General features: G+C 39.5%; 20 protein-coding genes and 2 pseudogenes. 9 read left to right on the forward strand and 13 right to left on the reverse strand.

Features of this window, described 5'->3' with window-relative positions; genetic code table 11:
* Positions 1–275 precede the first annotated feature (275 nt).
* Positions 276–1,598, reverse strand: a complete 1,323-nt coding sequence (locus GTQ43_RS38990; protein WP_265277993.1) for a D-alanyl-D-alanine carboxypeptidase — start codon at positions 1,596–1,598, stop codon at positions 276–278.
* A 419-nt stretch (positions 1,599–2,017) separates the two neighbouring features.
* Here GTQ43_RS38990 and GTQ43_RS38995 point away from each other — a divergent pair, with 419 nt between their 5' ends.
* The 7 genes from GTQ43_RS38995 (at position 2,018) to GTQ43_RS39025 (ending at position 7,178) form a co-directional block, all read left to right on the forward strand.
* Entirely contained in the window at positions 2,018–3,274 is a 1,257-nt protein-coding gene (locus tag GTQ43_RS38995) for an ISAs1 family transposase (RefSeq protein ID WP_265270955.1), read from the forward strand.
* Positions 3,275–3,698: 424 nt separating this feature from the next.
* On the forward strand, positions 3,699–4,535 hold the full coding sequence (locus tag GTQ43_RS39000) for a sulfite exporter TauE/SafE family protein (RefSeq protein WP_265277994.1): 837 nt from the start codon (positions 3,699–3,701) through the stop codon (positions 4,533–4,535).
* 1 nt (position 4,536) lies between these two features.
* Positions 4,537–4,773 (forward strand): DUF1634 domain-containing protein, encoded by a 237-nt coding sequence (locus GTQ43_RS39005; protein ID WP_265277995.1) that lies wholly within the window; start codon positions 4,537–4,539, stop codon positions 4,771–4,773.
* 124 nt (positions 4,774–4,897) lie between these two features.
* Positions 4,898–5,929, forward strand: a complete 1,032-nt coding sequence (locus GTQ43_RS39010; RefSeq protein WP_265273632.1) for a transposase — start codon at positions 4,898–4,900, stop codon at positions 5,927–5,929.
* 35 nt (positions 5,930–5,964) lie between these two features.
* Positions 5,965–6,120 (forward strand): DUF1634 domain-containing protein, encoded by a 156-nt coding sequence (locus GTQ43_RS39015; protein ID WP_414859199.1) that lies wholly within the window; start codon positions 5,965–5,967, stop codon positions 6,118–6,120.
* A gap of 334 nt (positions 6,121–6,454) precedes the next feature.
* Positions 6,455–6,892 (forward strand): RrF2 family transcriptional regulator, encoded by a 438-nt coding sequence (locus GTQ43_RS39020; RefSeq protein WP_265277996.1) that lies wholly within the window; start codon positions 6,455–6,457, stop codon positions 6,890–6,892.
* Between the two features lie 19 nt (positions 6,893–6,911).
* A complete protein-coding gene (locus GTQ43_RS39025) occupies positions 6,912–7,178 on the forward strand; it encodes a YbjN domain-containing protein (RefSeq protein ID WP_265277997.1) in 267 nt (88 codons plus the stop codon).
* On the opposite strand, the gene GTQ43_RS39030 is transcribed toward GTQ43_RS39025, so the two are convergent.
* The 3 genes and pseudogenes from GTQ43_RS39030 to GTQ43_RS39040 all read right to left on the reverse strand — a co-directional run bounded on the left by GTQ43_RS39030 (position 7,171) and on the right by GTQ43_RS39040 (position 11,550).
* A complete protein-coding gene (locus tag GTQ43_RS39030; protein ID WP_265277998.1) occupies positions 7,171–7,386 on the reverse strand; it encodes a hypothetical protein in 216 nt (71 codons plus the stop codon). The genes GTQ43_RS39025 and GTQ43_RS39030 overlap by 8 nt on opposite strands.
* Before the next feature lie 327 nt (positions 7,387–7,713).
* Positions 7,714–9,639 carry a transglycosylase domain-containing protein gene (locus tag GTQ43_RS39035; RefSeq protein WP_265277999.1) on the reverse strand — a complete coding sequence of 642 codons (1,926 nt, stop codon included), beginning with the start codon at positions 9,637–9,639 and terminating at the stop codon, positions 7,714–7,716.
* Positions 9,640–9,894: 255 nt separating this feature from the next.
* Positions 9,895–11,550: pseudogene (locus tag GTQ43_RS39040) on the reverse strand (peptidoglycan D,D-transpeptidase FtsI family protein).
* A 757-nt stretch (positions 11,551–12,307) separates the two neighbouring features.
* Here GTQ43_RS39040 and GTQ43_RS39045 point away from each other — a divergent pair.
* Together GTQ43_RS39045 and GTQ43_RS39050 are read left to right on the forward strand one after the other, a co-directional pair.
* Positions 12,308–13,708 carry an ATP-binding protein gene (locus GTQ43_RS39045; RefSeq protein WP_265278000.1) on the forward strand — a complete coding sequence of 467 codons (1,401 nt, stop codon included), beginning with the start codon at positions 12,308–12,310 and terminating at the stop codon, positions 13,706–13,708.
* Between the two features lie 168 nt (positions 13,709–13,876).
* A pseudogene (locus GTQ43_RS39050) lies at positions 13,877–14,020 on the forward strand (ATP-binding protein); the annotation flags it as partial.
* A gap of 73 nt (positions 14,021–14,093) precedes the next feature.
* Here GTQ43_RS39050 and GTQ43_RS42010 read toward each other — a convergent pair.
* The 9 genes from GTQ43_RS42010 to GTQ43_RS42015 all read right to left on the reverse strand — a co-directional run.
* Complete coding sequence (locus tag GTQ43_RS42010; RefSeq protein ID WP_414859200.1) at positions 14,094–14,264, reverse strand: hypothetical protein; 171 nt, start codon at positions 14,262–14,264, stop codon at positions 14,094–14,096.
* Between the two features lie 419 nt (positions 14,265–14,683).
* The gene (locus GTQ43_RS39055) at positions 14,684–14,947 is read right to left on the reverse strand and encodes a hypothetical protein (protein WP_265278001.1); all 264 of its coding nucleotides are present in this window, start codon (positions 14,945–14,947) and stop codon (positions 14,684–14,686) included.
* Positions 14,948–15,102: 155 nt separating this feature from the next.
* Entirely contained in the window at positions 15,103–15,489 is a 387-nt protein-coding gene (locus tag GTQ43_RS39060; protein ID WP_321162565.1) for a GNAT family N-acetyltransferase, read from the reverse strand.
* 374 nt (positions 15,490–15,863) lie between these two features.
* A complete protein-coding gene (locus tag GTQ43_RS39065) occupies positions 15,864–17,075 on the reverse strand; it encodes an aminotransferase class I/II-fold pyridoxal phosphate-dependent enzyme (protein WP_265278002.1) in 1,212 nt (403 codons plus the stop codon).
* 140 nt (positions 17,076–17,215) lie between these two features.
* The gene (locus tag GTQ43_RS39070; RefSeq protein WP_265278003.1) at positions 17,216–18,481 is read right to left on the reverse strand and encodes an AIPR family protein; all 1,266 of its coding nucleotides are present in this window, start codon (positions 18,479–18,481) and stop codon (positions 17,216–17,218) included.
* A gap of 214 nt (positions 18,482–18,695) precedes the next feature.
* Positions 18,696–19,379, reverse strand: coding sequence for a hypothetical protein (locus GTQ43_RS39075; protein ID WP_265278004.1), 684 nt, complete (start codon positions 19,377–19,379; stop codon positions 18,696–18,698).
* 177 nt (positions 19,380–19,556) lie between these two features.
* On the reverse strand, positions 19,557–19,718 hold the full coding sequence (locus GTQ43_RS39080; protein WP_265278005.1) for a hypothetical protein: 162 nt from the start codon (positions 19,716–19,718) through the stop codon (positions 19,557–19,559).
* A 346-nt stretch (positions 19,719–20,064) separates the two neighbouring features.
* Positions 20,065–20,235 (reverse strand): hypothetical protein, encoded by a 171-nt coding sequence (locus GTQ43_RS39085; protein WP_265278006.1) that lies wholly within the window; start codon positions 20,233–20,235, stop codon positions 20,065–20,067.
* Positions 20,236–20,571: 336 nt separating this feature from the next.
* On the reverse strand, positions 20,572–20,949 hold a 378-nt coding region (locus tag GTQ43_RS42015), incomplete at its 5' end, for a DUF2811 domain-containing protein (RefSeq protein WP_414859198.1).

The raw sequence follows: 20,949 nt of genomic DNA on the forward strand, positions 1-20,949 counted from the left end.
GCTTTGAAAATCCTTGATTTGCCACAAAAGATTAAAACATTTACTTTCTCTAGGTTAGAAAAAATATTTGATAAAAATTTGTCATTGTTATGAATAAGCTATGACATTTTTATAAGAATTTGATATAAATTTATCTACCATATTAAAAATTAATAATCAATTATTTTTACCCTGTACTTAGTACTAAAAGTGTTCAGATTCTTGATTATTTATTGGTAGATTATACCTTGAAAGCTTAGTTCAGACTCATACTCCAGCTTTAGTTTTTGAAAAGTCTAGTTTCTGAATAAAATTTCATTACGACTGTCTACACCGATTTGAGGTAAAGAGTTCATCGCTAAGTGGGGAGTTAGGATACTAGGAACTACTTGAGGTAGTTGCAACTGTTTCATCAAATTTTGTAACAGTTTATCTTGCTCAGAACGGAAACCTGCTGGGTTTGTGCCACGGTTTAGGATTGCAAACCAGACCAAACCGCGATCGCGTGTAGGCATCACACCAGCTAAACTACTGACATCATGCAATGTCCCAGTTTTAATTACAGTCGCAAGAGGAATATGTCTCCGATGAATTGTCCCCCGATGATCCAACCCGGAAGTGAGAAATAAGTCAGCCAAATTCATCTGATGAGCGACTGCTTCCCGCTCTAGCGCCATGAACATTGCACAAATTGCTCTAGGAGAAATGCGATTTTCTGGGCCTAGTCCAGAACCATTAATTAATTGAATTTCTGACTGTGGTACTCCAGCCATATTAGCGGCTGTTGATTGGACTACACTAAACCCTCCCACTGACTCTGCTAGCATCTCTGCCATATCATTGTTACTAAAAACGTTCATCTCCTTGATTAGTTGTTGTAAAGGCAAAGACCGGTGACGCACTAACAAAGTTTGTTGGGGAGTGGATTGTAAATTGACTTTTACAGTACCAGTAATTATAACTTGTGGCTTTGGTGTTCCCTTGGGCATAGTTGAATATTGGAAAATAACAGGGCGGTTCCATTTGGCATAATTTAGTGCTTGTTTGAGCATTTGACCTGCCAAGAATGGATAACGCTGGAAATTCATGGCGAAATTACCAGTAATTACCAAATTTCCCTTTACTTGTTTGATGCCTATTTGATTGAGAGTATTTCCTAAAGCTATTCCTTCCTGCCAAACAAACATTGGATCTCCACCACCAGCTATGACTAAATCACCTTCTAATACCCCATTTACTACCGGTCCAGTGGCACTTACTAAAGTCTCAAATTGGTGGTCTGGCCCCCAGGTTTTGAAAGCAACTAATGAAGTCGCAATTTTGGTTAAAGATGCAGCTGGCAGAGGTGTTGTACCTTGGTGATTAGCCATAAGCATTGGCCCTGACTGTATCCAAATACCTTGGTTTTCTTTCAAATTCTGTGCTATCAGTTTTGATGTTATTAGCTTCTGAAGATATTCTTGCACTGTAGTGTTTCCAGATGGATTTGGATCTGAGGCAAGAACCAAGCTAGGACTAATTTGCCAAGCTAGTGCATCTAAAGCATCTAAATAATTGATTTGGATTCCAGCTTTTTGTAGCCACAGCGTCACTAAGCCTGAACCTAATAACTCAAGCATAATTTATTCCTCTCTAATATGGGATTACGTTATTTGCTATACTAAATTCTTCCGTCTTATAATTCGACTTATCAATTCTTATGGATCAGCCTCATCAATAAGATGCGATCAGTCAGAAACTTTTACTTAGAATTACTTCACCAGTTTTACTGCAAACTGTACTTAAGACTATAAAAAAGAGCATATTCGATTGAATGTAGAGAATATCTGTTAAGAAAGCATTCACAAGATAACAGCCATCTGTGACATAGTTATGACACTGTTATGACCAGGGTAAGCGCATCTAATTTGGTATAAAGAAAACTTGACAAGTTCTAGAAGATAGTATTAATGAATGTGTAAAAAATAGACTTGACGACCGAGCAAGATCAATGAGATGAATTCAATTACTCGATTGAAAATCTCCTGGAGCCAAATTGATGTCAGAGGGCTTTGAAACTAAATCTGCTGATAGTGTCAAAAATACTCGTTGTCAGCCAAAATCAAGAAAAATAGCAGACATTGGCAGTATTCAACAAAGTCTAGTTGAGCATTTCTCGGATATCAAAGACAAGAGAGTAGAGCGGACGAAGAAACATCAATTCACAGATATCTTAGTCATCGCAATTTTAGCAATCATAGCTGGAGCACAAGGGTGGGAAGACATCGAGAATTATGGCATCAGCAAGCAAACATGGTTAGAAGAGTTTCTGGCATTACCAAATGGTATTCCCTCAGATGATACATTTCGACGAGTGTTTGAGTTGATCGACCCAGAAGCATTAAATCGATGTTTCTTGAGATGGGTAGAAACCCTAATCACAAACATGGGAGGAGAAATTATCCCCATAGATGGAAAGACAATTAGGGGTTCTTATGACCGCAATCAAGGTCAAAGCGCACTCCACCTTATAAGTGCCTGGGCGAGTGAGCACAGTTTAGTGTTGGCACAAGTGAAAGTAGAAGATAAATCCAATGAAATCACCGCCATTCCAGCACTGTTAGAAATGCTAGACATCTCTGGCTGTATCATCACCATTGATGCAATGGGAACACAAACCGAAATTGCCAAACAGATTATCGCCAAAAAAGCTGATTATGTCCTGGCACTGAAAGCCAACCATCCCATGCTCTATTCTCAAGTCAAAGAATGGTTTGACAAAGCGCAAGCAGAGCAATTTTCGGGGATTAATGTTAGTTATGACAAACGGATTGAAAAAGCACATCATCGCACGGAAATTCGTGAAGTTTGGACTGTACCCATTGCGGCTATCGGTGAGCTTTATCAACCCAAATTATGGGCAGGTTTGCAATCTCTAGTTATGGTTGTCCGTGTTCGTCATCTTTGGAATAAAACTACTCGTGAGGTTCAGTTTTATCTCACTTCTTTAAACAGTGATGCTCAAATTATCGGTCGGGCTATCCGAAAACACTGGGGCATTGAAAACGAGGCTCACTGGACTCTCGACTGTACTTTTGCAGAAGACGCTTGTCGCATTCGTTCTTTCCACAGTCCCCAAAATTTTGCTCTTTTACGACGCTTCGCTCTCAATGCTCTTAACCGTGAACAGACCTACAAACGTAGTCTTCGTCAAAAAATGAAACGCACCGCTATGGATAACAATTATATGATTCAGGTTCTCAGTTGTTTCATTGACAATACTTTAGATTCTTCTGATTCCTTGTGTCAAGCCTGATTGAGATGCTCTTACCCTGCTGTTATGACCAAGTTATGGCATAATTATGACGTTCACAAAACTACTATATTTTGCTGGCTTTACAGTAGTTTAACTGGTGAAATATCTGTTTTATAAATTTGATAAAAAATTAGTGGAATAGACCATAAACAATTTGTAATTTTGACAGTTTTTTCAATGCTTATATATACAATATGATTAAAAACTTTTATTGAATTAATAAGAAAAAATATTTGTTTTTATAATTGAAAAAATATAAAGTAAAACCAACTAACCAGTGTGAAACTAATTGGTGTTTTTATGAAGAAGGGGAAGGGGGAAAGGTAAAAACCTCGCCCCTTGTGGGCGATGTGTTCATCCCTTTCCCCTTTCCCCTTTAACCTTTTCCCTTTTATCCATAAAACCAAATAGTGGAGAATAAACCTTGAATACTCTGGATTTTTCGCTATTAATATGGTTTGGCTCCTTGAGCGCTGGATTTTTAGGAGCCTTGACAGGCTTGGGTGGTGGCGTAGTAATTGTTCCTTTCCTATCTGTAATTTGTGGAGTGGATCTCCACTATGCGATTGGTGCTTCTTTAGTATCTGTGATTGCTACATCTAGTGGAGCAGCTTCTGCTTATGTAAAGGAAGGTTACACCAATATGCGGCTTGGGATGTTCCTAGAAATAGCAACAACCTTTGGCGCTGTAGCTGGAGCGGTTGTGGCAGCGAAGATTTCTACTGGAGCGATCGCTATTGTGTTTGGGATTGTTTTACTTTATAGTGCGTACCTATCTCGTAAACCCTACTCTGAAAACATTGATAATTTACCGCCAGATCCCCTGGCAACACGCTTGAAGCTAAATAGCACTTATCCAACTTCTACGGGAGAACAATCTTACAACGTGCGTGGTGTTCCCTTTGGATTTGGACTAATGTTTATAGCTGGTGTACTTTCCGGCTTGCTAGGTATTGGTTCGGGAGCGCTCAAAGTGCTGGCAATGGATCAAATAATGCATATTCCATTCAAAGTTTCCACAACTACCAGCAATTTCATGATTGGAGTAACAGCAGCTGCTAGTGCAGGAATATATCTAAACCGAGGTTATATCGACCCCGGATTAGCAATGCCAGTGATGTTGGGAGTACTGTGTGGTGCTGTATTGGGGGCGCGAGTACTTGTCAGAGCCAGGGTACAACTTTTGCGAAATATTTTCAGTGGTGTGATTTTGGTACTGGCGCTGGAAATGATCTACAAAGGTCTAACTGGGAGGCTTTAAAATGGTTCTAAACAGACGTACTAAGTTTGAGCAGCGCTTTGAGCAATTTATTGGCAATCTCTTAAGAGTCGGGGTCATCCTTGCTACCGTTCTGGTTCTAACGGGTGGAATTTTGTACTTAATTCGCCACGGGACTGAGGTTCCTAATTACCAGTTTTTTCGGGGAGAACCAGCAGAGTTTCGCACTCCAGCCGGGGTAAAAACATCAATATTATCAGGTCGTAACCGAGGCATTTAGAACTTACGCATTGACAAGCAAGACAAAAAGTGCATAAGGAGAATGCAGAAAAAAAACAGCGACCGCTAGTTACCAGAGGCGTTAAAAACAGATAATTTACTTGGCTGTGTTTAGGGTTCGGACAATCAGAGCAATTACTAAACCATCAACCGCTAAATGTGACTTGAACACTTATACTCTGTTTCTACTGGCAGAATCAAAGTATCCAGGTTGCACACGTCTGGCAGAGATAATGGAAAATTTATCTCATGATAGCGTCAATAGATTTTTGCTACGTGAACGGTACGAACCCAAGGACTTATTTGAAGAAATCAAGCCCAATATCAATCTAGTTGGAGGTACTTTAAGTGGAGATGATACGGTAATTGATAAGCCTCATAGTGACCCGGAAATAACAGATTTAATCGGTTATTACTATTCAGGTAGACATCATCGTGCCGTTAAGGGAGTTCAGTTAATTACCTTGTATTACACCGAGTGTTCAGGTAAATCTGTACCTGTAAATTATCGCATTTATAACAAACAAGATAACAAGACTAAAAATGATTATTTACGAGAAATGATTACTGAGGTAATGGATTGGGGTTTAAAGCCTAAAACAATGACAACTGACGCTTGGTATTCCAGTCAAAAAAACCTGAAGTTACTGAAAAACAAGGGATTAGGGTTTTTAACTGGGGTAGCTAAAAATCGCTCATGTTCCATTGATGGTAAAAATTTTACCCAAGTCCAAAACTTAGAAATTCCCGAAGATGGTTTAATAGTGTATCTAAAGAATTTTGGTCAGGTAAAAGTATTTCGGAAAAGTTTCAAAAACGAAACTAAAAGATATTACATTATGTATATCCCTGAAAAAGATACACTAAACTCAATTTCCAGAACAGAATTTAAAGAGCTACATTCAATTCATTGGGGGATTGAGTGTTACCACAGAGCTATTAAACAAGTATGTGGCATTGGAAGATTCATGGTTAGAACAACCGATGCTATTAAGACTCACTTTTTTAGTGCAATTCGCGCTTTCACACAATTAGAATTAATGCGGGCAGAAGACTTGATTGAAAATTGGTATGAAATCCAAAGGAATCTGTCTCTCCAAGTAGCTCGTGACTTTATTTTGGAACATTTAGCGCAGAATTTGAATTTGAATACATAGTATCAATTTTCTGTCAATGCGTAAGTTCTAGCATTATTCAACTAGGACTACTGCTACTGATTGCTACTCCAGTTATGAGAGTGGTTTTTTCTCTGTTGGCCTTTGTTCGACTAAAAGATTATACCTATGTAATTGTGACTCTAATTGTACTGGCTGGGCTGATTTACAGTCTCATTGGAGAATATTCTTAGATAGGTCTAAATTGGCTTAGTATTACTTGTGTTACTCTTATACAAAGAATACATACTCCTGTCTCTCTTATCACAAGCTATTGGAGCCGAGGGAGCAGAAGGCGAAGGGTGCAAGGAAAAAATAATAGTTCGTACAATACTTTCTTTAATTACTTCAAGAGTTTATTAGAACAGTGTTAGAAGTTGAAAACTCGTACACCTACCTTTAAATTACTATTTTGTCAATCATTCTTGTTTATCTTTTTGAAAACAAATCAAAATAGCTCCTATTACTTTATTACTTTAGAGTTTAGATAGAATTACAAGTTTAAAAGCTTGTATAGTATCTAGCCTAATGAGACTACCAAATAAATTTGAATACTCACTTCTAGCGATGTTGGCATTGGTAGATTCCTACCAGAATGGCGAGCCAATGCAAATTAAACAAATAGCAGAGCTAAAAGGTATACAAAATCGCTACTTAGAACAACTACTAGCAACATTAAGATGTCGAGGTTTAATTAATAGCTTACGTGGCGCTAAGGGCGGCTACATCTTAGCACGTGACCCCCGAAAAATCACAGTTCTAGATGTTTTGACTGCCATAGAGGGAGTAGAGATTGATGTACCTGCCAACAATACAACTATTGAAACTATGGAATCGGGCATAGTGGAGGAGGTTTGGCAAGAAGCCTGTCAATCAGCTAACTTAGTTTTCCAAAAGCATTCACTCCAAGACCTTTGGGAAAGACGGTCTAAACGCCAACAAAGGGAACTTATGTACTATATATAAAAAGGTAAATATTGTAACAATGTTTAACAATAATCTTTTTTCCGAACCTTTTGGTGAAACAACTGACGTGGAAATTTGGCTTAGTCGGGCTGGGCTAAAATTTGAAGACTTAGGTAATGATGTGACTAGTATAGCCATTCGTAAGCAATGGCGGGAATATCAAGCGGCAGTGCAAAGATGCTGTGCAACCTTCCATCAACCACCAGAACGTGTTCAACTGAGTGGCGTTTATCAAAAGTTGAGAATACCTAGTAGTGAAGCAATGAGGTATAAAGTTCTTAATTAATTGGCAATCTTGCGATGCTGCACTCAAGCAGCAAGACAGTAGTAGCTTCTGGGTGAGTCAGGAGAGTGACTTCCTCGCTTACACTCAGATGTTGTTTGCGTCCATGTATCTTTTTGATGGCATCATAGGCTACATCAATGCAAATCATCGTTGCTGCTTCCACTGGTTGACTATCAACTGCCGCTTCTGATGGACTAGGGCGTGTCATCAATTTAAGCAGATAACAGAAGCAGCTAAATAAATTGCACCATTTGGCTTATCCTAAGAATCCCTGATTCCAGTTTACCTAATTGATGACACGCCCTAGATATACCCGGATTTCTCACAAGTTTGAGGGAAGGGCAGAGGGGCAGAGGAGAAAGAACTTGTACAATAACTCTTCCCTACTCCCCTACTCCCCTGCACAGGCTTTGAGCATCGGTGAGAAATCCGGGATATAATATGTGGCGCATCAAAATTAGACTTTTTGGAGCCTGAAGACTTGCTGTGAGGTTTTCATCTGGAAAAATTAAATGCGTCTCAGCTTAGAACATTTTTAATTTGATTTCGGACGAGGAAAATTAGAAGGTGGCTGGAAGTTTTCTACTGGTACATCTTTAAGTGCCTTCTGCATAAAATCACGCCATATAGGAGCAACCATACCTCCGCCTGTCGCGTGGCTAGATAATTGTCGGTTGTTGTCCCTCCCTACCCAAATGGCAGTTGTTAACTGCGGTACCGTACCAATAAACCAAATATCTTTCTCTGAGGAAGTTGTACCTGTTTTTCCTGCAACTGGACGACCTATATCTGCACCTCTACCAGTTCCTTCTTTAACTACCGTTTGCATTACGTCTAAAATTGCTGCTGATGCCCAAGGGTCAAGAACTCGCTGAGGTTTAGGAGTATTATCTATTAACACATTGCCACTACCGTCAGTAACACGGGCAATAATCGTTGGAGGTGATTGCCACCCGTAATTAGCAAAAGTTGCATAAGCGCTAGCCATTTCTAATGGTGTCACACCGATCGCACCTAGTGGCAAAGAACTCACCGGTTCCATCGGACTCATAATTCCCAAAGTACGGCAAGTTTCAATTACTTTATTCATACCCACAGCTTTGCCAATTTTGACTGCGGGAACATTACGAGACTGGGCTAGGGCTGTACGAATCGGTATTGCTCCCATAAATGTATTATCGTAGTTTCGGGGATAATACCAACCGTTACCATCACGATAACTAACTGGAGTATCTAGGATTGTTGTATTTGGTGTAAATTTACCACTAGCAAAAGCAGTATAGTAAACAAACGGCTTAAAAGAAGATCCTGGCTGACGGTGGGCTTGAGTTGCTCGGTTAAATTCGCTAGTTTTTGAATCTACACCACCCACTAGTGCTTTGACAAAATGTGTGCGAGGATCAATTGCCACTAAAGCCATTTGATTATTGTTTAATCCCTCACTTTCAAGGGTTTTATGCCACTTCTTGATGGTTTCTTCTGCCATCATTTGGAAGCCTGCATCTACTGTGGTCTGTACGTGCATTCCTCCTTTGAGCAACGTTTCACGCCCAAACTTTTTAATTAATTCCTGGGCTACAGTATTAGTAACGTAAGGCAAAGTGCTACCTTGAAATGACTTGATTTCACCAAGTTTTATTTTTTGTTTGGGGGCATCATTATACTCTTGCTGAGTAATCCAATTAAGTTCTAACATTCGCCCCAATACTTCTTTTTGTTTTTGTTTTGCCAGCTTCATACTGACAAAGGGGCTAAATTCTTCTGGAGCTTGAATTAAGCCTGCCATCATCGCTGATTCGCCCAGAGTCAAATTTTCTGCTGATTTATTAAAGTAAGTGCGTGCTGCTGTTTGAACACCATAGTTATTGTGACCCCAGTAAACTTGATTGAGGTACATCTCTAATATGTGGTCTTTACTAATAACTTGCTCTAAGCGAATTGCTAATACTGCTTCTGCAATTTTTCGGGTAACAGCACGTTTTTGAGATAAGAAAATATTTTTCACCAATTGCATGGTGATTGTAGAACCACCTTCTCGCACACCTCCAGCTGCCCAATTGACTAAAGCTGCGCGTCCAATACCAACAGGATTAATTCCGTGATGATCGTAGAAGTGACTGTCTTCGCTGGCTAATACCGCTCGTTTGAGATTAGGAGAAATTTGATTTAGAGTTACTACTTCTCGATTAGCTTCACCATGTATACTTGCTAAAAGCTTACCTTTAATGTCATAGATATAACTTGTTTCTGAGGGGAAAAAAGTTCGTAGTTGTCTAACATCTGGCAGATCGCGGAAACTAATAGCTAAACCAACTAGTCCTCCCGCTAAAACCGAACTTGCTACCATCGTGATAGATAGGAGCGTACCACCAGTTACTTGACCGACTCCTTTGAAAAACTCAAAACCAGATAAATCGTGAATTTCTGAGTGTTTCTTTGCAAAACTTTTAGTCGAAGACACGGCAACTATACTTCCTCACTTATAAATACAACTACAATTTATTTAATTTTGGTAATTTGATATCTTGCACTATTATCAATAATCGTAGATATCAGTGCATAATATACAACATAAATATTTCAGTTTAAATCAACTAGAAAAATTGCTATTTGTATATGATTAGAAATTTTTATTTCGACTCCATAAAACTCTAAAAAATAGATGGCTAGTTTTTTATGCGGCTACTTTATTCCCATTTTGTATAGTCTTCAACACTTAATTAACTCCCGGAATTGGTGGAATTTTCTCAAGATAAATTAATGCTTCTATTACAGATTTAACAATGGGTGCGGCGACAGTACCACCATAAACATTTTCTCCTTTCGGCTCATCTACCACTGCCAAAACTACATAACGGGGAGACTCCACTGGTAATATACCCGAAAAGCTCGTGATGTAAGCGCCTTTTTTATAACCGCCAGTGGAACTTGCTTTTTGAGCTGTACCAGTTTTGCCAGCTATGTGATAACCGGAGATTTCTGAGGCTTTTCCAGTTCCTTCTTCAACCACAGTTTCCATCATTTTAATCACCTGTTGAGTTGTAGTGCGTGAGAAAATTTGGCTTGGTGTTGTGAAAGTTGGTGAGTAATGTATCTGTCTTTTACTATCAATTAGTCCCCGAACTACATGAGGTTTAACTAATTTTCCACCGTTAGCTAAAGCCCCATGCAATTGCACTAGTTGTAACGGTGTGAGAGAAAAACCTTGCCCAAAGGAGGTAGTTGCTGGTTCAATGGGTGAAGCAACAAAATTTTCTTGACTTTTCAACTGTCCGCTAACTGCAAATGGCAAATCTGTATCAACAGTTTGCCCTACTCCTAAGCGTTGAAGCCAGTTGTAATAGACTGAAGGACGCAATCGCTGCATAATTTCCACCATGCCAACATTGCTAGAGTATTGGAGAATTTGAGCAATACTAATTTTTCGATAATTGTTTTCCTCAGCATTTTTAATAGTGTAGTTGGCTACTTTAATGAAACCAGGATCTTTAAATACATCATCTGATTTAATAACGCCATTTTCTAAAGCGATCGCTACATTCAAAGGCTTAAATGTTGAGCCTGGTTCATAAGTATCCGCTACTGTCCAATTTTTAAACAGTGAAATATCAGCTTTGGAGTATTCGTTGGAGTTATATGTTGGCAGAGATACTCAAGCCAGCAATGAACCATCCAAAGCATCCATTACAATTACCGCCCCCCGTTTCGCCCTAAATTTCTCCATCTGTTGCTTTAGAGCTAAACGGGCGCTTCGTTGTAGACGACTATCAATAGTTAGCTGTAGTTGCAAATCATCAAAATCCAGCAATCCCACAGGAGCATAATCTGGCATCAATGCGCCGTTACCTGTTCGACTGAGCCGTACAGTTTCTACAGAACGTTTCAGCAAATCTTCTTGGCTATATTCCACACCTGCTTGACCACTACGGTCTGTATTGACATAACCTACTACATCTGCAACTAAATCGTTCTCTGGGTAGAACCGGAGGTATTTTTGAGTTAACTCCAAACCATTGAGGTGCAATCCAGTTACATAAGTAACAGTTTCTTCTGGTAGAGCAGAAGTAAGTAAAATGCCACTTTTTTGACTTTGAAAAATTTTCACTAATTCATTAGCATTTTTGTTAAGTATTGGGGCAAGTTTTTGTGCTACTTGTTCATCAGATTGTTTAAACAGTTTTGGATGGGCGTACAGAGTATATACAAGACGGTCACAAGCCAAGATATTATGATTACGATCCACCACCATTCGGCGAGGTATAAAAGGCTGTAAAGTTACCATCTGCTGATTTCGTGCTTTCTCTGTTAGCTTTACTCCCTGTACAATTTGTAATTTATACAAGTTGATAACCAGTCCTAAAACTGCTGCCATTAAAATACACCATACTAAAAAAAGTCTGTGTCTAGTGTTTCGTATTTGGTTTGGTGTATGGGTAGTAATTTTTTTCTTTTTATCTTGTCTAAAAACACTCTCTCGCTTTGTAACTGCGGGATTCCTGGAACTCTGTAATTTCACTCTACTTGCTCATGATGATGAACGATATTTATTGACAATATTCATTGAACAGTAAGGCATGAAAATTTGCCCAAACCGGAAATGATATTCTAATACCTCATCTGTATTTTCCTAACGCTACACCTTAAAAGTCTAAAAGTTGGGTAGAATTCGGGTAAAAATCGGGTAGTAAAAGCAAGAATGTTGATTAATTCTAAATTTCAATATAATTCGCATAAATTATAGATGAGATAATAGAGCAATCACAGTTTATTTCATGATGATATAAGAATATCTTTTTATTTAGAGAATTTATTCGGTTTAGTGGGTATTTACATAGCCAATAGAAAAGAAAGCTTTTGGAGTGGCAATGAGTCTTACTATCTATATAAAATTAAAAATCTCCAAAAAAATAAAAATTAATTGTTTTTTTGGAGATATTTTAGTGCAGAGGAGCTTGAATTTAAGTAGAAGTTTAATATCTATTTGTGGAGATTTAAGGCAAAAATCGGGTAGAAATCGGTTAGTAATAAAATTTTTGAACTAAGCCTAATATTTAGAAAAATCTTTACTTTGATGTAAGGTCTTGGATAAGATATGGACTCTGAGCCATTAATGATTAATTAATTTTTCTATGAAATGGTCACTGGAAAGGAAATGGATTGCCTCTGGCTTTGGCTTGAGCTTATTATTAATGGGTACAGCTAGTCTTATTTCTTACCAAAATGCTACTCAGTTAATTGAAAGTAGCAATCAAGTGAAGGACACACATGAGGTAATGAAAAATGTTCTTGACATCTTCGCTACACTAACCGATGCAGAAGCTGGACGTAGGGGTTATATTCTTTATAGAGAGCAATCAGAACTCAAACGTTACTATCAGGCAATGCAAAGCCTGGATGCCAAAGTTAAAAAATTGCAGCAACAGCTTGCTGATGACTCTTATCAACAGCAGCAAATAACGAAGCTAAAATTCCTCATTGCTCAAAGAGTTCAATTATCTAAACAGTCGATTAACCTCAAAGAAGTAGGTAAATCAAGCTTTGCTATTCAAGCACCTCTACTTACTCAAAGTAATCAAAACCGTAATCAAATCCGTGAAACGCTTACCCAAATGCAAGCTAGGGAGGAACAGTTACTGCAAATCTCAGTCAGACATTCCCAAGAGAATATCCGCAACCGGATGTTGATTGAATTCCTCGGTACTTTCTTGAGTTTTGCCATTTTATTAGGCGTTTATGCCTTACTTTATCAACAATTACTAAAGCGCCAAGAAGCAGAAGCTATTCAACAGACTTTAGCTCAAGAAAAAGAACTTAGCGAATTGAAGTTACGCTTTTTTTCAATGGTATCCCATGAATTTCGTACACCATTGAGTATTATATTAGGGTCGGCTCAACTATTGGCTCAAAGTAATCAGCAGTGGACGGAAGAGAAGAAACTTAAAAATCTGTATCGCATTCAATCTTCAGCTAGGTCAATGAACCAGTTACTAACCGATATTTTAACTTTGACTAGGGCAGAAGCTGGGAAATTAGAATTTCATCTAGAACTGATAGATTTGGAAGCATTTTGCATTAATTTGATAGAAGACCTCCAATTTTCTAATCAACAACAGCATACTATTAAATTTATCAGCCAAGGAAACTGTACCCATGCCAAATTAGACGAAAATATACTTTATTCGGTTCTGAGTAACTTACTCTCAAATGCAATTAAATATTCACCTCCAGAAGGAAGTATTTTTTTAATTCTTAGTTGTGAATCATCCGCAATATTTTTCCAAGTTAAAGATAATGGGATAGGAATTCCTGGGGAATTTAAAAAACACTTATTTGAGCCTTTTCATCGTGCTAATAATGTAGGTAAGATTGTTGGCAGTGGACTAGGACTTGCTGTGGTTAAAAAGTGTTTAGAAATACATCATGGAGAAATTTATGTAGATAGCGAAGTAGGAGGTGGAACAAGTTTTACGATAAAATTTCCTCAACAAGGAACAGTAATAGTCAAGAGTAATTTAAGCAGCCATGATTAAACTTAAATCCTCTTGCCTATAAGATTTTCATCCTTACTATTTAAGAAATAACTTTCAAGAGATAAATGTTAAAAATACATCTATTCATACAAAATATAATTAGAAAAAACTAACGTTGATTTAGAATAAACAATGCCACATGTATTACTTGTAGATGATACACACCCCGCACGCAAAGGTAGCGGTAATGGTCTAGGGTTAGCAATCTCTAAGCGGATTATTGAAGCCCATCAACGCAGTATTATCGCCAGCAGCACATCAAATCGAGGGGCAACTTTTACTATATACTTGCCGATAATTCGTAATTCGTAATTCGTAATTCTTAATTCGTCATTTGTCATTCGTAATACTCTACGGTTAGGCTTGCGCCCACGCAATTAAGTTTTTAGCTATTTCGCCGTAAGCTTCCCACTAAAACCATGATAAAGAGTCCACTCCGTGACCATTCCCGTGACCCGCAACGGCTCGCGGGAGCGGATGACATCGACACATGCTTCGGAGACTTCTGCTTTGTGAGTTCGGAGACATTTTCAATCTGACCGAGCGGCTCTACGATGTATACTCTGCCGTGACCTGAGCCGAGCGCTAGCTATGCCCCCTAGATCGCCGCATCCAGATTGGGGGTTAGGTAAACATAGGTTGCCATCCTATCCCTCTTGTGTCACTTTGGTAGAAGCCAATCGTTGTAAGCCTTCTGGAGCTTCAATTTCTGGGTTTTGCCTATAAATTCTAGTTTCTGTTAATAAATAAAAGCTCAAAGCCTGATTCAATCAAAGGTTGAGAATTTCGCTTTGATTATTGTTTTCCAAAAGTGACATAACAGGGCTATCCCGCTCACCCACATCCGGGGATTGCAGGACTCGATCAGGTCTCCTAGCTTCAGGTCTGCCTTTGTACAGTGGTAGAACTGCTGCGAACTCAGATCGTTGATCGCTGCCATCGGCTTGCTCCTTTTACTGTTCGACTGCATTGAAATCACGGGATAGTTATAACCTTTGCTGCAAAACCTACCAACTTGGTGTTCGTCAAAGACGTGCCGAACGCGAGTGCATTCCGCAGCAAAGGCGTTGCCTCTCGTTCACGAAGTGTCCCCGATAGGAGAAGAGAAGGTATCGCCCTTACCTCAAAACGAAAAATTACCCAGCTATATCCTTCCCACTCTTGTAATTCATCGCTCTGGGTTTCCTCTTGCCTATAGGGACTACTTTCGATTTCTTGGGAGGTTGAGGCGGATGGCATTTCTCGCAATATAGAGGTCGGACTCCGAAGGTTTCTCGTTCTCAATGAGTTCTGGCTCTGGTAAATAGCAATGTGTGTCTTCGGCTGCTTCACTCAATGCGTGGATAATGCCAGCACAGTATCTCAAGTTATTGCGGTTCTCATTTCAGTGACAATTAGCTACATACAGGCAGCTTTTGAATTAATGCCGTTGCGATCCCTTGCCGTCGGTGTGCGGCAGCAACAGCTAGATCGTAGATGTAAATCTCGCTGCGCTCCTGCTCGAACTTTTTAAGCTCGTAGGCAGTAAGACCGCCAACGACCTCACCTTCTTTCAATGCAGCGATCGCAATGAAGTAGTCACTATCGAGCAGTTGCCGCAGATAGTCTGCACTAGGTGGATTTCCATAGGTCTCCACCTCATCGAATGCCTCACCAAAGGTCGCTAATAGAGCTTCCATTAATGCAACGTCCTCTGGCACGATCTGTTGAATGCTTAACTTAAGTTCATTGGTATTTCCTAAGCTATATTCCTGCTGAACGGCTAAATCCTGCTCGTTCATACAATATCAGACGAAAGGGCTAAACCCAAAAATCAGTTGATTATCGTTTGCTGTTATGGCTGTCTTTGGGGTGCAGTTATCGGAATTGCGACGTTATTTATCAGGCCCAGATGAGGGAATGAGTTAGAGGGTGGTTATTTCGCCAAACATCAAAATAAGACCTTGAGAAGGCCAACGTTAATCGCTTGTTGTATGGCTGTTTTGAGTGATTGGATAACAATTAAAGAGGATTGAATTTCTGTCGAATCTATCAACTTTTGTATTCGAGTCCCAAAAAGTCCGGTTCGTTGGTACAGCAATGGAACCAGAATCGATTACTGCCGATATCTGTGCGATTTTTTCTATTGATACTTCTGTTGCCGTCAATTGACTTTTTATTCAACAGCGTATTTTATCGCTGCTTGAAATTTGGGTAAGGCACGAGAAATCATTTCTTCGCTGGCAGTAAGGGAAATCCGAAAGTAACCGGGTATTTCCTGGGGTGTACCTGGTAAAACAAATACATCGTGACTTGCCAGTAGTTCCGCAAAAGCACAGTCATCTTCCCAAGGAGATCGCACCAACAAAAAGAATGTTCCATCGGGGGTATGCAGTTGATAACCCATGCCTCGCAGCGACGAATCCATCCAATCTCGCTTTTTTTGTAAATGCTCCATATTTATGTTTATTTTTTCCAAGTCGCTTAGGGCATATTGCATTAGTACGCTAGGAAAACACCAACCAAAAGCACTTACTTGTAACATAGCGATTACTCGCCTTATTTCTTCCCGCTTGGGCATAGTGGAAGGAAGAGCGATATATCCGATACGTTGACCGGGAGCCATTAAGGTTTTACTGTAACCATATACCAAGAAAGAAAATGGGTAAAACTGGGTCGGGCTGGGACAAGATTGGTGATCAAAAACAATGCGGCTGAAGGTTTCATCAGAAATCATGTAAATCACCTTGCCGTAGAGTTTAGAAGCCTCAGCTAGTATAGTTGCCAAACCCTCTAGAGTCCTAGCTGAAAAAATCTTACCTGTAGGGTTGTGAGGTGAATTAACAATTATTGCTCGAGTTCGTTCGGTAATTGCTTCAGCGATCGCCTCCAAATTTATATCGAAGGTGCTGGTATCTACAGGCACACCCACTGGAACCGCACCTGTAAAATGCACCATACGCCTATAACCTAACCACGGTGGAGTCAAAATAATTACCTCATCCCCTTCCCCAGCTACTATTTGCAGACAAATCGCCAAACCGACTAGAGTCCCATTAGTCATAAAAATATCTTCAGGCAATATAGAAAGTCCGCGTTTATCCTGAAGAGATGCAGATACAGTAACCCGTGATTCGGGAATATTTCCCTTGTAGCCATACCAACTGGAGTTTTGTGCTACACTCCAACGTTGCAGGGCTTCTACAAACCCTGGAAGTGGCATTTCATGAGCATCACCCAAGGAAAAATCAAGGCTTTCCGGCTCAGTTCGGCGACTCATATAGGTCGCTGAAGCGTAAAATTTACTTATAGGCGTTTGGTAATCTAATTTCTTCAATAACTGTGGTGATATGAAGTGAATTTTGCCTTCATCTGTCGTATCCGGCATAACCCCAGCCTTTGATTGCTATCTGATGCAGGCAGTATAGTCGTAATTGCATACATTAACAACAAGCGAGCGCATCTAGATTATCTTCAAGTACGATCATACTGGCATAGAAATCATCAACCTATCCCACTAATAACCAACTATTTAGGAACAGTAGTTGCGTTGAGTTCATCCCTTTTCCCTTTTCCCCTCTTGCTACTACCTTGTGTCACCTTCGATTCTGATTCTTGCTTACTGGAGTTGACCATTTTCACCAAATGCTGATTTAGATAACTCTGCGCCGAAATGTACAAGCTTTCCCAAATCTCTTGATTGCGGCTGATTTTTGTTCCAACTGTATTTCCTGCTGTTTTCTCCGACACCAAGTATTTACGGAAATAGTTATTCCACAAGTGTTGGAGAAAATCTTCAGCAAATTCGTTAAACGGCAGAATCCATTTATAGTCTTTATCCAGAAATACCCGATAAGACGCAATTATCGGTAGTGCCAAGTCAGTTGGCGCACCAAACCCAAAAGAATACTTGCTGTCAGGCAACAATGTAGTTTTACGTGTATCTATTGATGCTAAATCGTTAGCACCCTTTCTTCTGGGGTTGCTAATATGGTCTTGGATTATTTCGTAGAGTCTTTGCTCTATCCACAAAGCATGAGTTAGCAAAGGCAAAAGTGCAGTTAATCTTTCTCTTTCTGCGTCTGTGATGTTACTTGGAAGACTCATTCCTGCTGGGTGCTTGGTTCGTTTATTGCTGTCGGGGTTGTATTTATTCCTGTCGAGGCAGTAAATGAGCTTGAGCAAGTGGGTGACATTACACTGGGCATTTCTGGGAGCGCCGCTTTGATTCTGGTAATAAGCGATGCGGAATTTTCTATCTTCTTTCTGTTCTAACTGGGCTAAATACTGCTTGATGAATTTGTAATCACCCCTGGCGTTGACTTTGGAGCGAGAATCTACTGGCGTTGTAGTATTTGAAGCTAGGGCTATATCTTTGGCTGATTCTTCAGTCAGTCCGATGTGAATCGTAACTTTTACCCTGGCTTCGGTTAGGTCATATTTGTAATTTTTCGCTTGCTCAAAAGCTAAAACTGTATGCCCCCCGTTAATAATGCCGTCGCTGCCACCCTCGTTTGCTTCTAAGACTTCTAGCTCCAGTTCAGTTTTGTTCTTGATAGGTTTAGCAATATTCGCTGACAGTACGATTCCACTGTGACGAGAGAAGAATTTTCCAGGTTCGGTGGTCAGTGAATCGAACATTTGTCTGTAGGTCGCACTTTTGCGGTTCGGTTCGCGGATGTTGGGTTCTAGGGGAAGGTCTATCGGGAACGAGTCTACATGGGCGGTGGCAATGATGCAATTGGGGTTGGCTTGAATATAGTTATCTATCTTTATGTTCCAAGTCTTGGGCATGGTTGATGTAGCGATGAAATTAATAGGTTTTGACTAATGTATCTCTAATTATTATCGAATTCACTCAGAAGAAGTTACTAAACTAGCCGAATTGTTGTCCCCAACGCAAAGAGTTATTTTTGTTAAAGGACGTGAGCCGTCAGTCTGAGAACCTTGCTCAAATTCAATCAGCAGCAGCCTATTTACCCAGCACAGCTACAGTATTTTCTTGTTTTTATCGTACTGGTGTCGTCGTTTTTTGATTGCCTTCAGTTGGAGTTTGACCATTAGTTTCTTTCAGCAGTCCAGGTATTATTTGATTCTCGGCACTAATAAAATTCCCTTCTCTACGTTTTGGGAATTTCAAAATTAGTCTCGCATCATCCATCACCAGCTTGGAGCCAACAAGTCGCACATCTAGTTCCCAAAAATCACCTACGCCTACCCCAAGTTCCGGCAGCAATCCTTCTATTTCGATGATGAATGGTTGCCATTGCATCGCTGACTCTGCTCCGAATGGCGGTCTAAAGTTGCGTCGAATTTGCACAGACAACTGACCGTTTTCTTGACTGATAACTACACCACGCAGCGAAAAGTAGCCCTCCGCAGCTAATAACCATGTCTGTTGTAAATCTGATGTCGGTTCTTTTTCCCTGCCTCTTAAATGAAAGTTCAGTTTTTTTGACTCTCTTTCCATTCTCGTCCATACCACCCAAATACTAGTACTTGCTACTAACTCTAGGTTCTCTTGTAGCAGTCTCTCTAACTTACTTGCTAACGTTGTGGAATAAATACTGCCATCTTTCGTTACTAAAATACCATTATTAAACTCTTCCTTACTTGGGAAATACTGACCCTCAACTATGCCAATACAACGGTACATCGTTGGGAAATCTGGTGGCGCAAATGGGTTTGTCATCCTTGGTTCAATTGTCTATTATGCTCAGTGCTTACTATGCCTTTAGATCAAGTCAGTAGTAACAAAATTTTATTTTACAACTATTTTACCTGGAATAACAACAGTCAATACTTCAGTGATTTCTCAACAAGCTTTTTCATATATTTCGCTCAAAATATCATTATGAAATTAACATTTTTACCTCGAACTCGGCAAAAAAATAACTCTATCAACTGATGCTGGATGTGACTTGCGACTAGTACCAAAGACCCAGTAACCTACAGCAGCGAGCTTTTGAGCAGTTAACTGCCCAAATCCAGATGATGCTCCTGTAACTAGCACGATCTTTTTGTTAGTCATCTGTTTTCAGTTTCATTACTACTATTGATAGATTGTAAATTAGTTGTGAGCAATAAATATTTTTGTTGCAAGGCATCAGCAGTTAATACAACACCTGGTAAAACCACAAAATTAAGATTTTCGACAAAGTTAAAATTTACTTGTTGAATACTTTCTTAATTAAACTCAAAAATGACAATTTGGGATAGATTCAAAGCAAACAGATGAATACAAAAACTAAGCCCTGAATTTTTACCAGGGCTTTTTATATTGAAAACTCAATTTTTAGCCAACAATATACAAAGCTAAATTATTGTAAAAAGTTGATATGATAATTCTCTCTTTTTGAAACAGATGAAAGCCAGTTTTAGTTCGCTGAATTGAAGCTGAGGACTTGATCTAACAAGGTACGAGCAGATTGTGCTTTAAGTAGTGCTGCTTGGTGATCGCTATAAGCACGAACTAGGCGATTAAGAGCGTTGGCTCCATTTTTGGCTTTTTCAATTTCCTCACCCCTGACTGGTTCCCCATCAAGCATCTGCTCAATCAAAGGTTTAATATCACCTGCTTCAAGGCGAACTTTTTGTAGCTTTTCTATAGTAATAAGTAAGGTTTTGAGTGAGTTTAGTAATAAGTAAGGTTTTGAGTGAGTTTAAGATGTCGTCACTATCCAGGGAATTTTCCACTGTTTGAGCCACATTTTCAGCATTTTTTGCGAGTTTGGGTTCTATTGCATCTGAGAGTGGCGATCCTACAATAGTAGATGTTTTCGATTTTACCTCGTTTTGACTTGCCATTAATGCTGACTGAAAGAATCTTTCTGAGTGTATCGTTTGATTGACCTTTTATTTAGTATGACTTCTAGGGAATAATATTAGCCGTGACGAAACAGAGTTTCGAGATAAACTTGGGAAACACCGCGATCGCCATCAGCATTTTGTAGCAGAAACAGGGAGATGGCTGCGGTAATAAGGCGATGTTCATCCCAATCAGGATGTTTTTCTAGGTAGGTATTGAGAGATTGATGTAGCGTTTCGGGAAGAGTAGTAAAGATGTTTTGGGTTGAGTTCATGTGATGAAAGCTTCCGAAAGAGCAAATCAATAGGGACAACAAGCTAGAGGTGATGCACTGCAAGTAATGTTTCACCCCGTTCAATGCTTGCCAAACCACCTGCGTTAGCAACTGAATAGTTTTATACAGTTGCTGTTGAAAATGGAATGGACAAACAAAGGCTAGTCGATTTATTGTGTG

The organism is Nostoc sp. KVJ3, assembly GCF_026127265.1.
GTDB lineage: Bacteria > Cyanobacteriota > Cyanobacteriia > Cyanobacteriales > Nostocaceae > Nostoc.

Excerpts from the sequence above, each read along its gene's own strand:
- GTQ43_RS38990 (WP_265277993.1), bottom strand. The coding sequence starts at position 1,598 with ATGCTTGAGTTATTAGGTTCAGGCTTAGTGACGCTGTGGCTACAAAAA.
- GTQ43_RS38995 (WP_265270955.1), top strand. The coding sequence starts at position 2,018 with ATGTCAGAGGGCTTTGAAACTAAATCTGCTGATAGTGTCAAAAATACT.
- GTQ43_RS39005 (WP_265277995.1), top strand. The coding sequence starts at position 4,537 with ATGGTTCTAAACAGACGTACTAAGTTTGAGCAGCGCTTTGAGCAATTT.
- GTQ43_RS39020 (WP_265277996.1), top strand. The coding sequence starts at position 6,455 with ATGAGACTACCAAATAAATTTGAATACTCACTTCTAGCGATGTTGGCA.
- GTQ43_RS39025 (WP_265277997.1), top strand. The coding sequence starts at position 6,912 with ATGTTTAACAATAATCTTTTTTCCGAACCTTTTGGTGAAACAACTGAC.
- GTQ43_RS39030 (WP_265277998.1), bottom strand. The coding sequence starts at position 7,386 with ATGACACGCCCTAGTCCATCAGAAGCGGCAGTTGATAGTCAACCAGTG.
- GTQ43_RS39045 (WP_265278000.1), top strand. The coding sequence starts at position 12,308 with ATGAAATGGTCACTGGAAAGGAAATGGATTGCCTCTGGCTTTGGCTTG.
- GTQ43_RS39055 (WP_265278001.1), bottom strand. The coding sequence starts at position 14,947 with ATGCCATCCGCCTCAACCTCCCAAGAAATCGAAAGTAGTCCCTATAGG.
- GTQ43_RS39060 (WP_321162565.1), bottom strand. The coding sequence starts at position 15,489 with ATGAACGAGCAGGATTTAGCCGTTCAGCAGGAATATAGCTTAGGAAAT.
- GTQ43_RS39065 (WP_265278002.1), bottom strand. The coding sequence starts at position 17,075 with ATGCCGGATACGACAGATGAAGGCAAAATTCACTTCATATCACCACAG.
- GTQ43_RS39070 (WP_265278003.1), bottom strand. The coding sequence starts at position 18,481 with ATGCCCAAGACTTGGAACATAAAGATAGATAACTATATTCAAGCCAAC.
- GTQ43_RS39075 (WP_265278004.1), bottom strand. The coding sequence starts at position 19,379 with ATGACAAACCCATTTGCGCCACCAGATTTCCCAACGATGTACCGTTGT.
- GTQ43_RS39080 (WP_265278005.1), bottom strand. The coding sequence starts at position 19,718 with ATGACTAACAAAAAGATCGTGCTAGTTACAGGAGCATCATCTGGATTT.
- GTQ43_RS39085 (WP_265278006.1), bottom strand. The coding sequence starts at position 20,235 with ATGCTTGATGGGGAACCAGTCAGGGGTGAGGAAATTGAAAAAGCCAAA.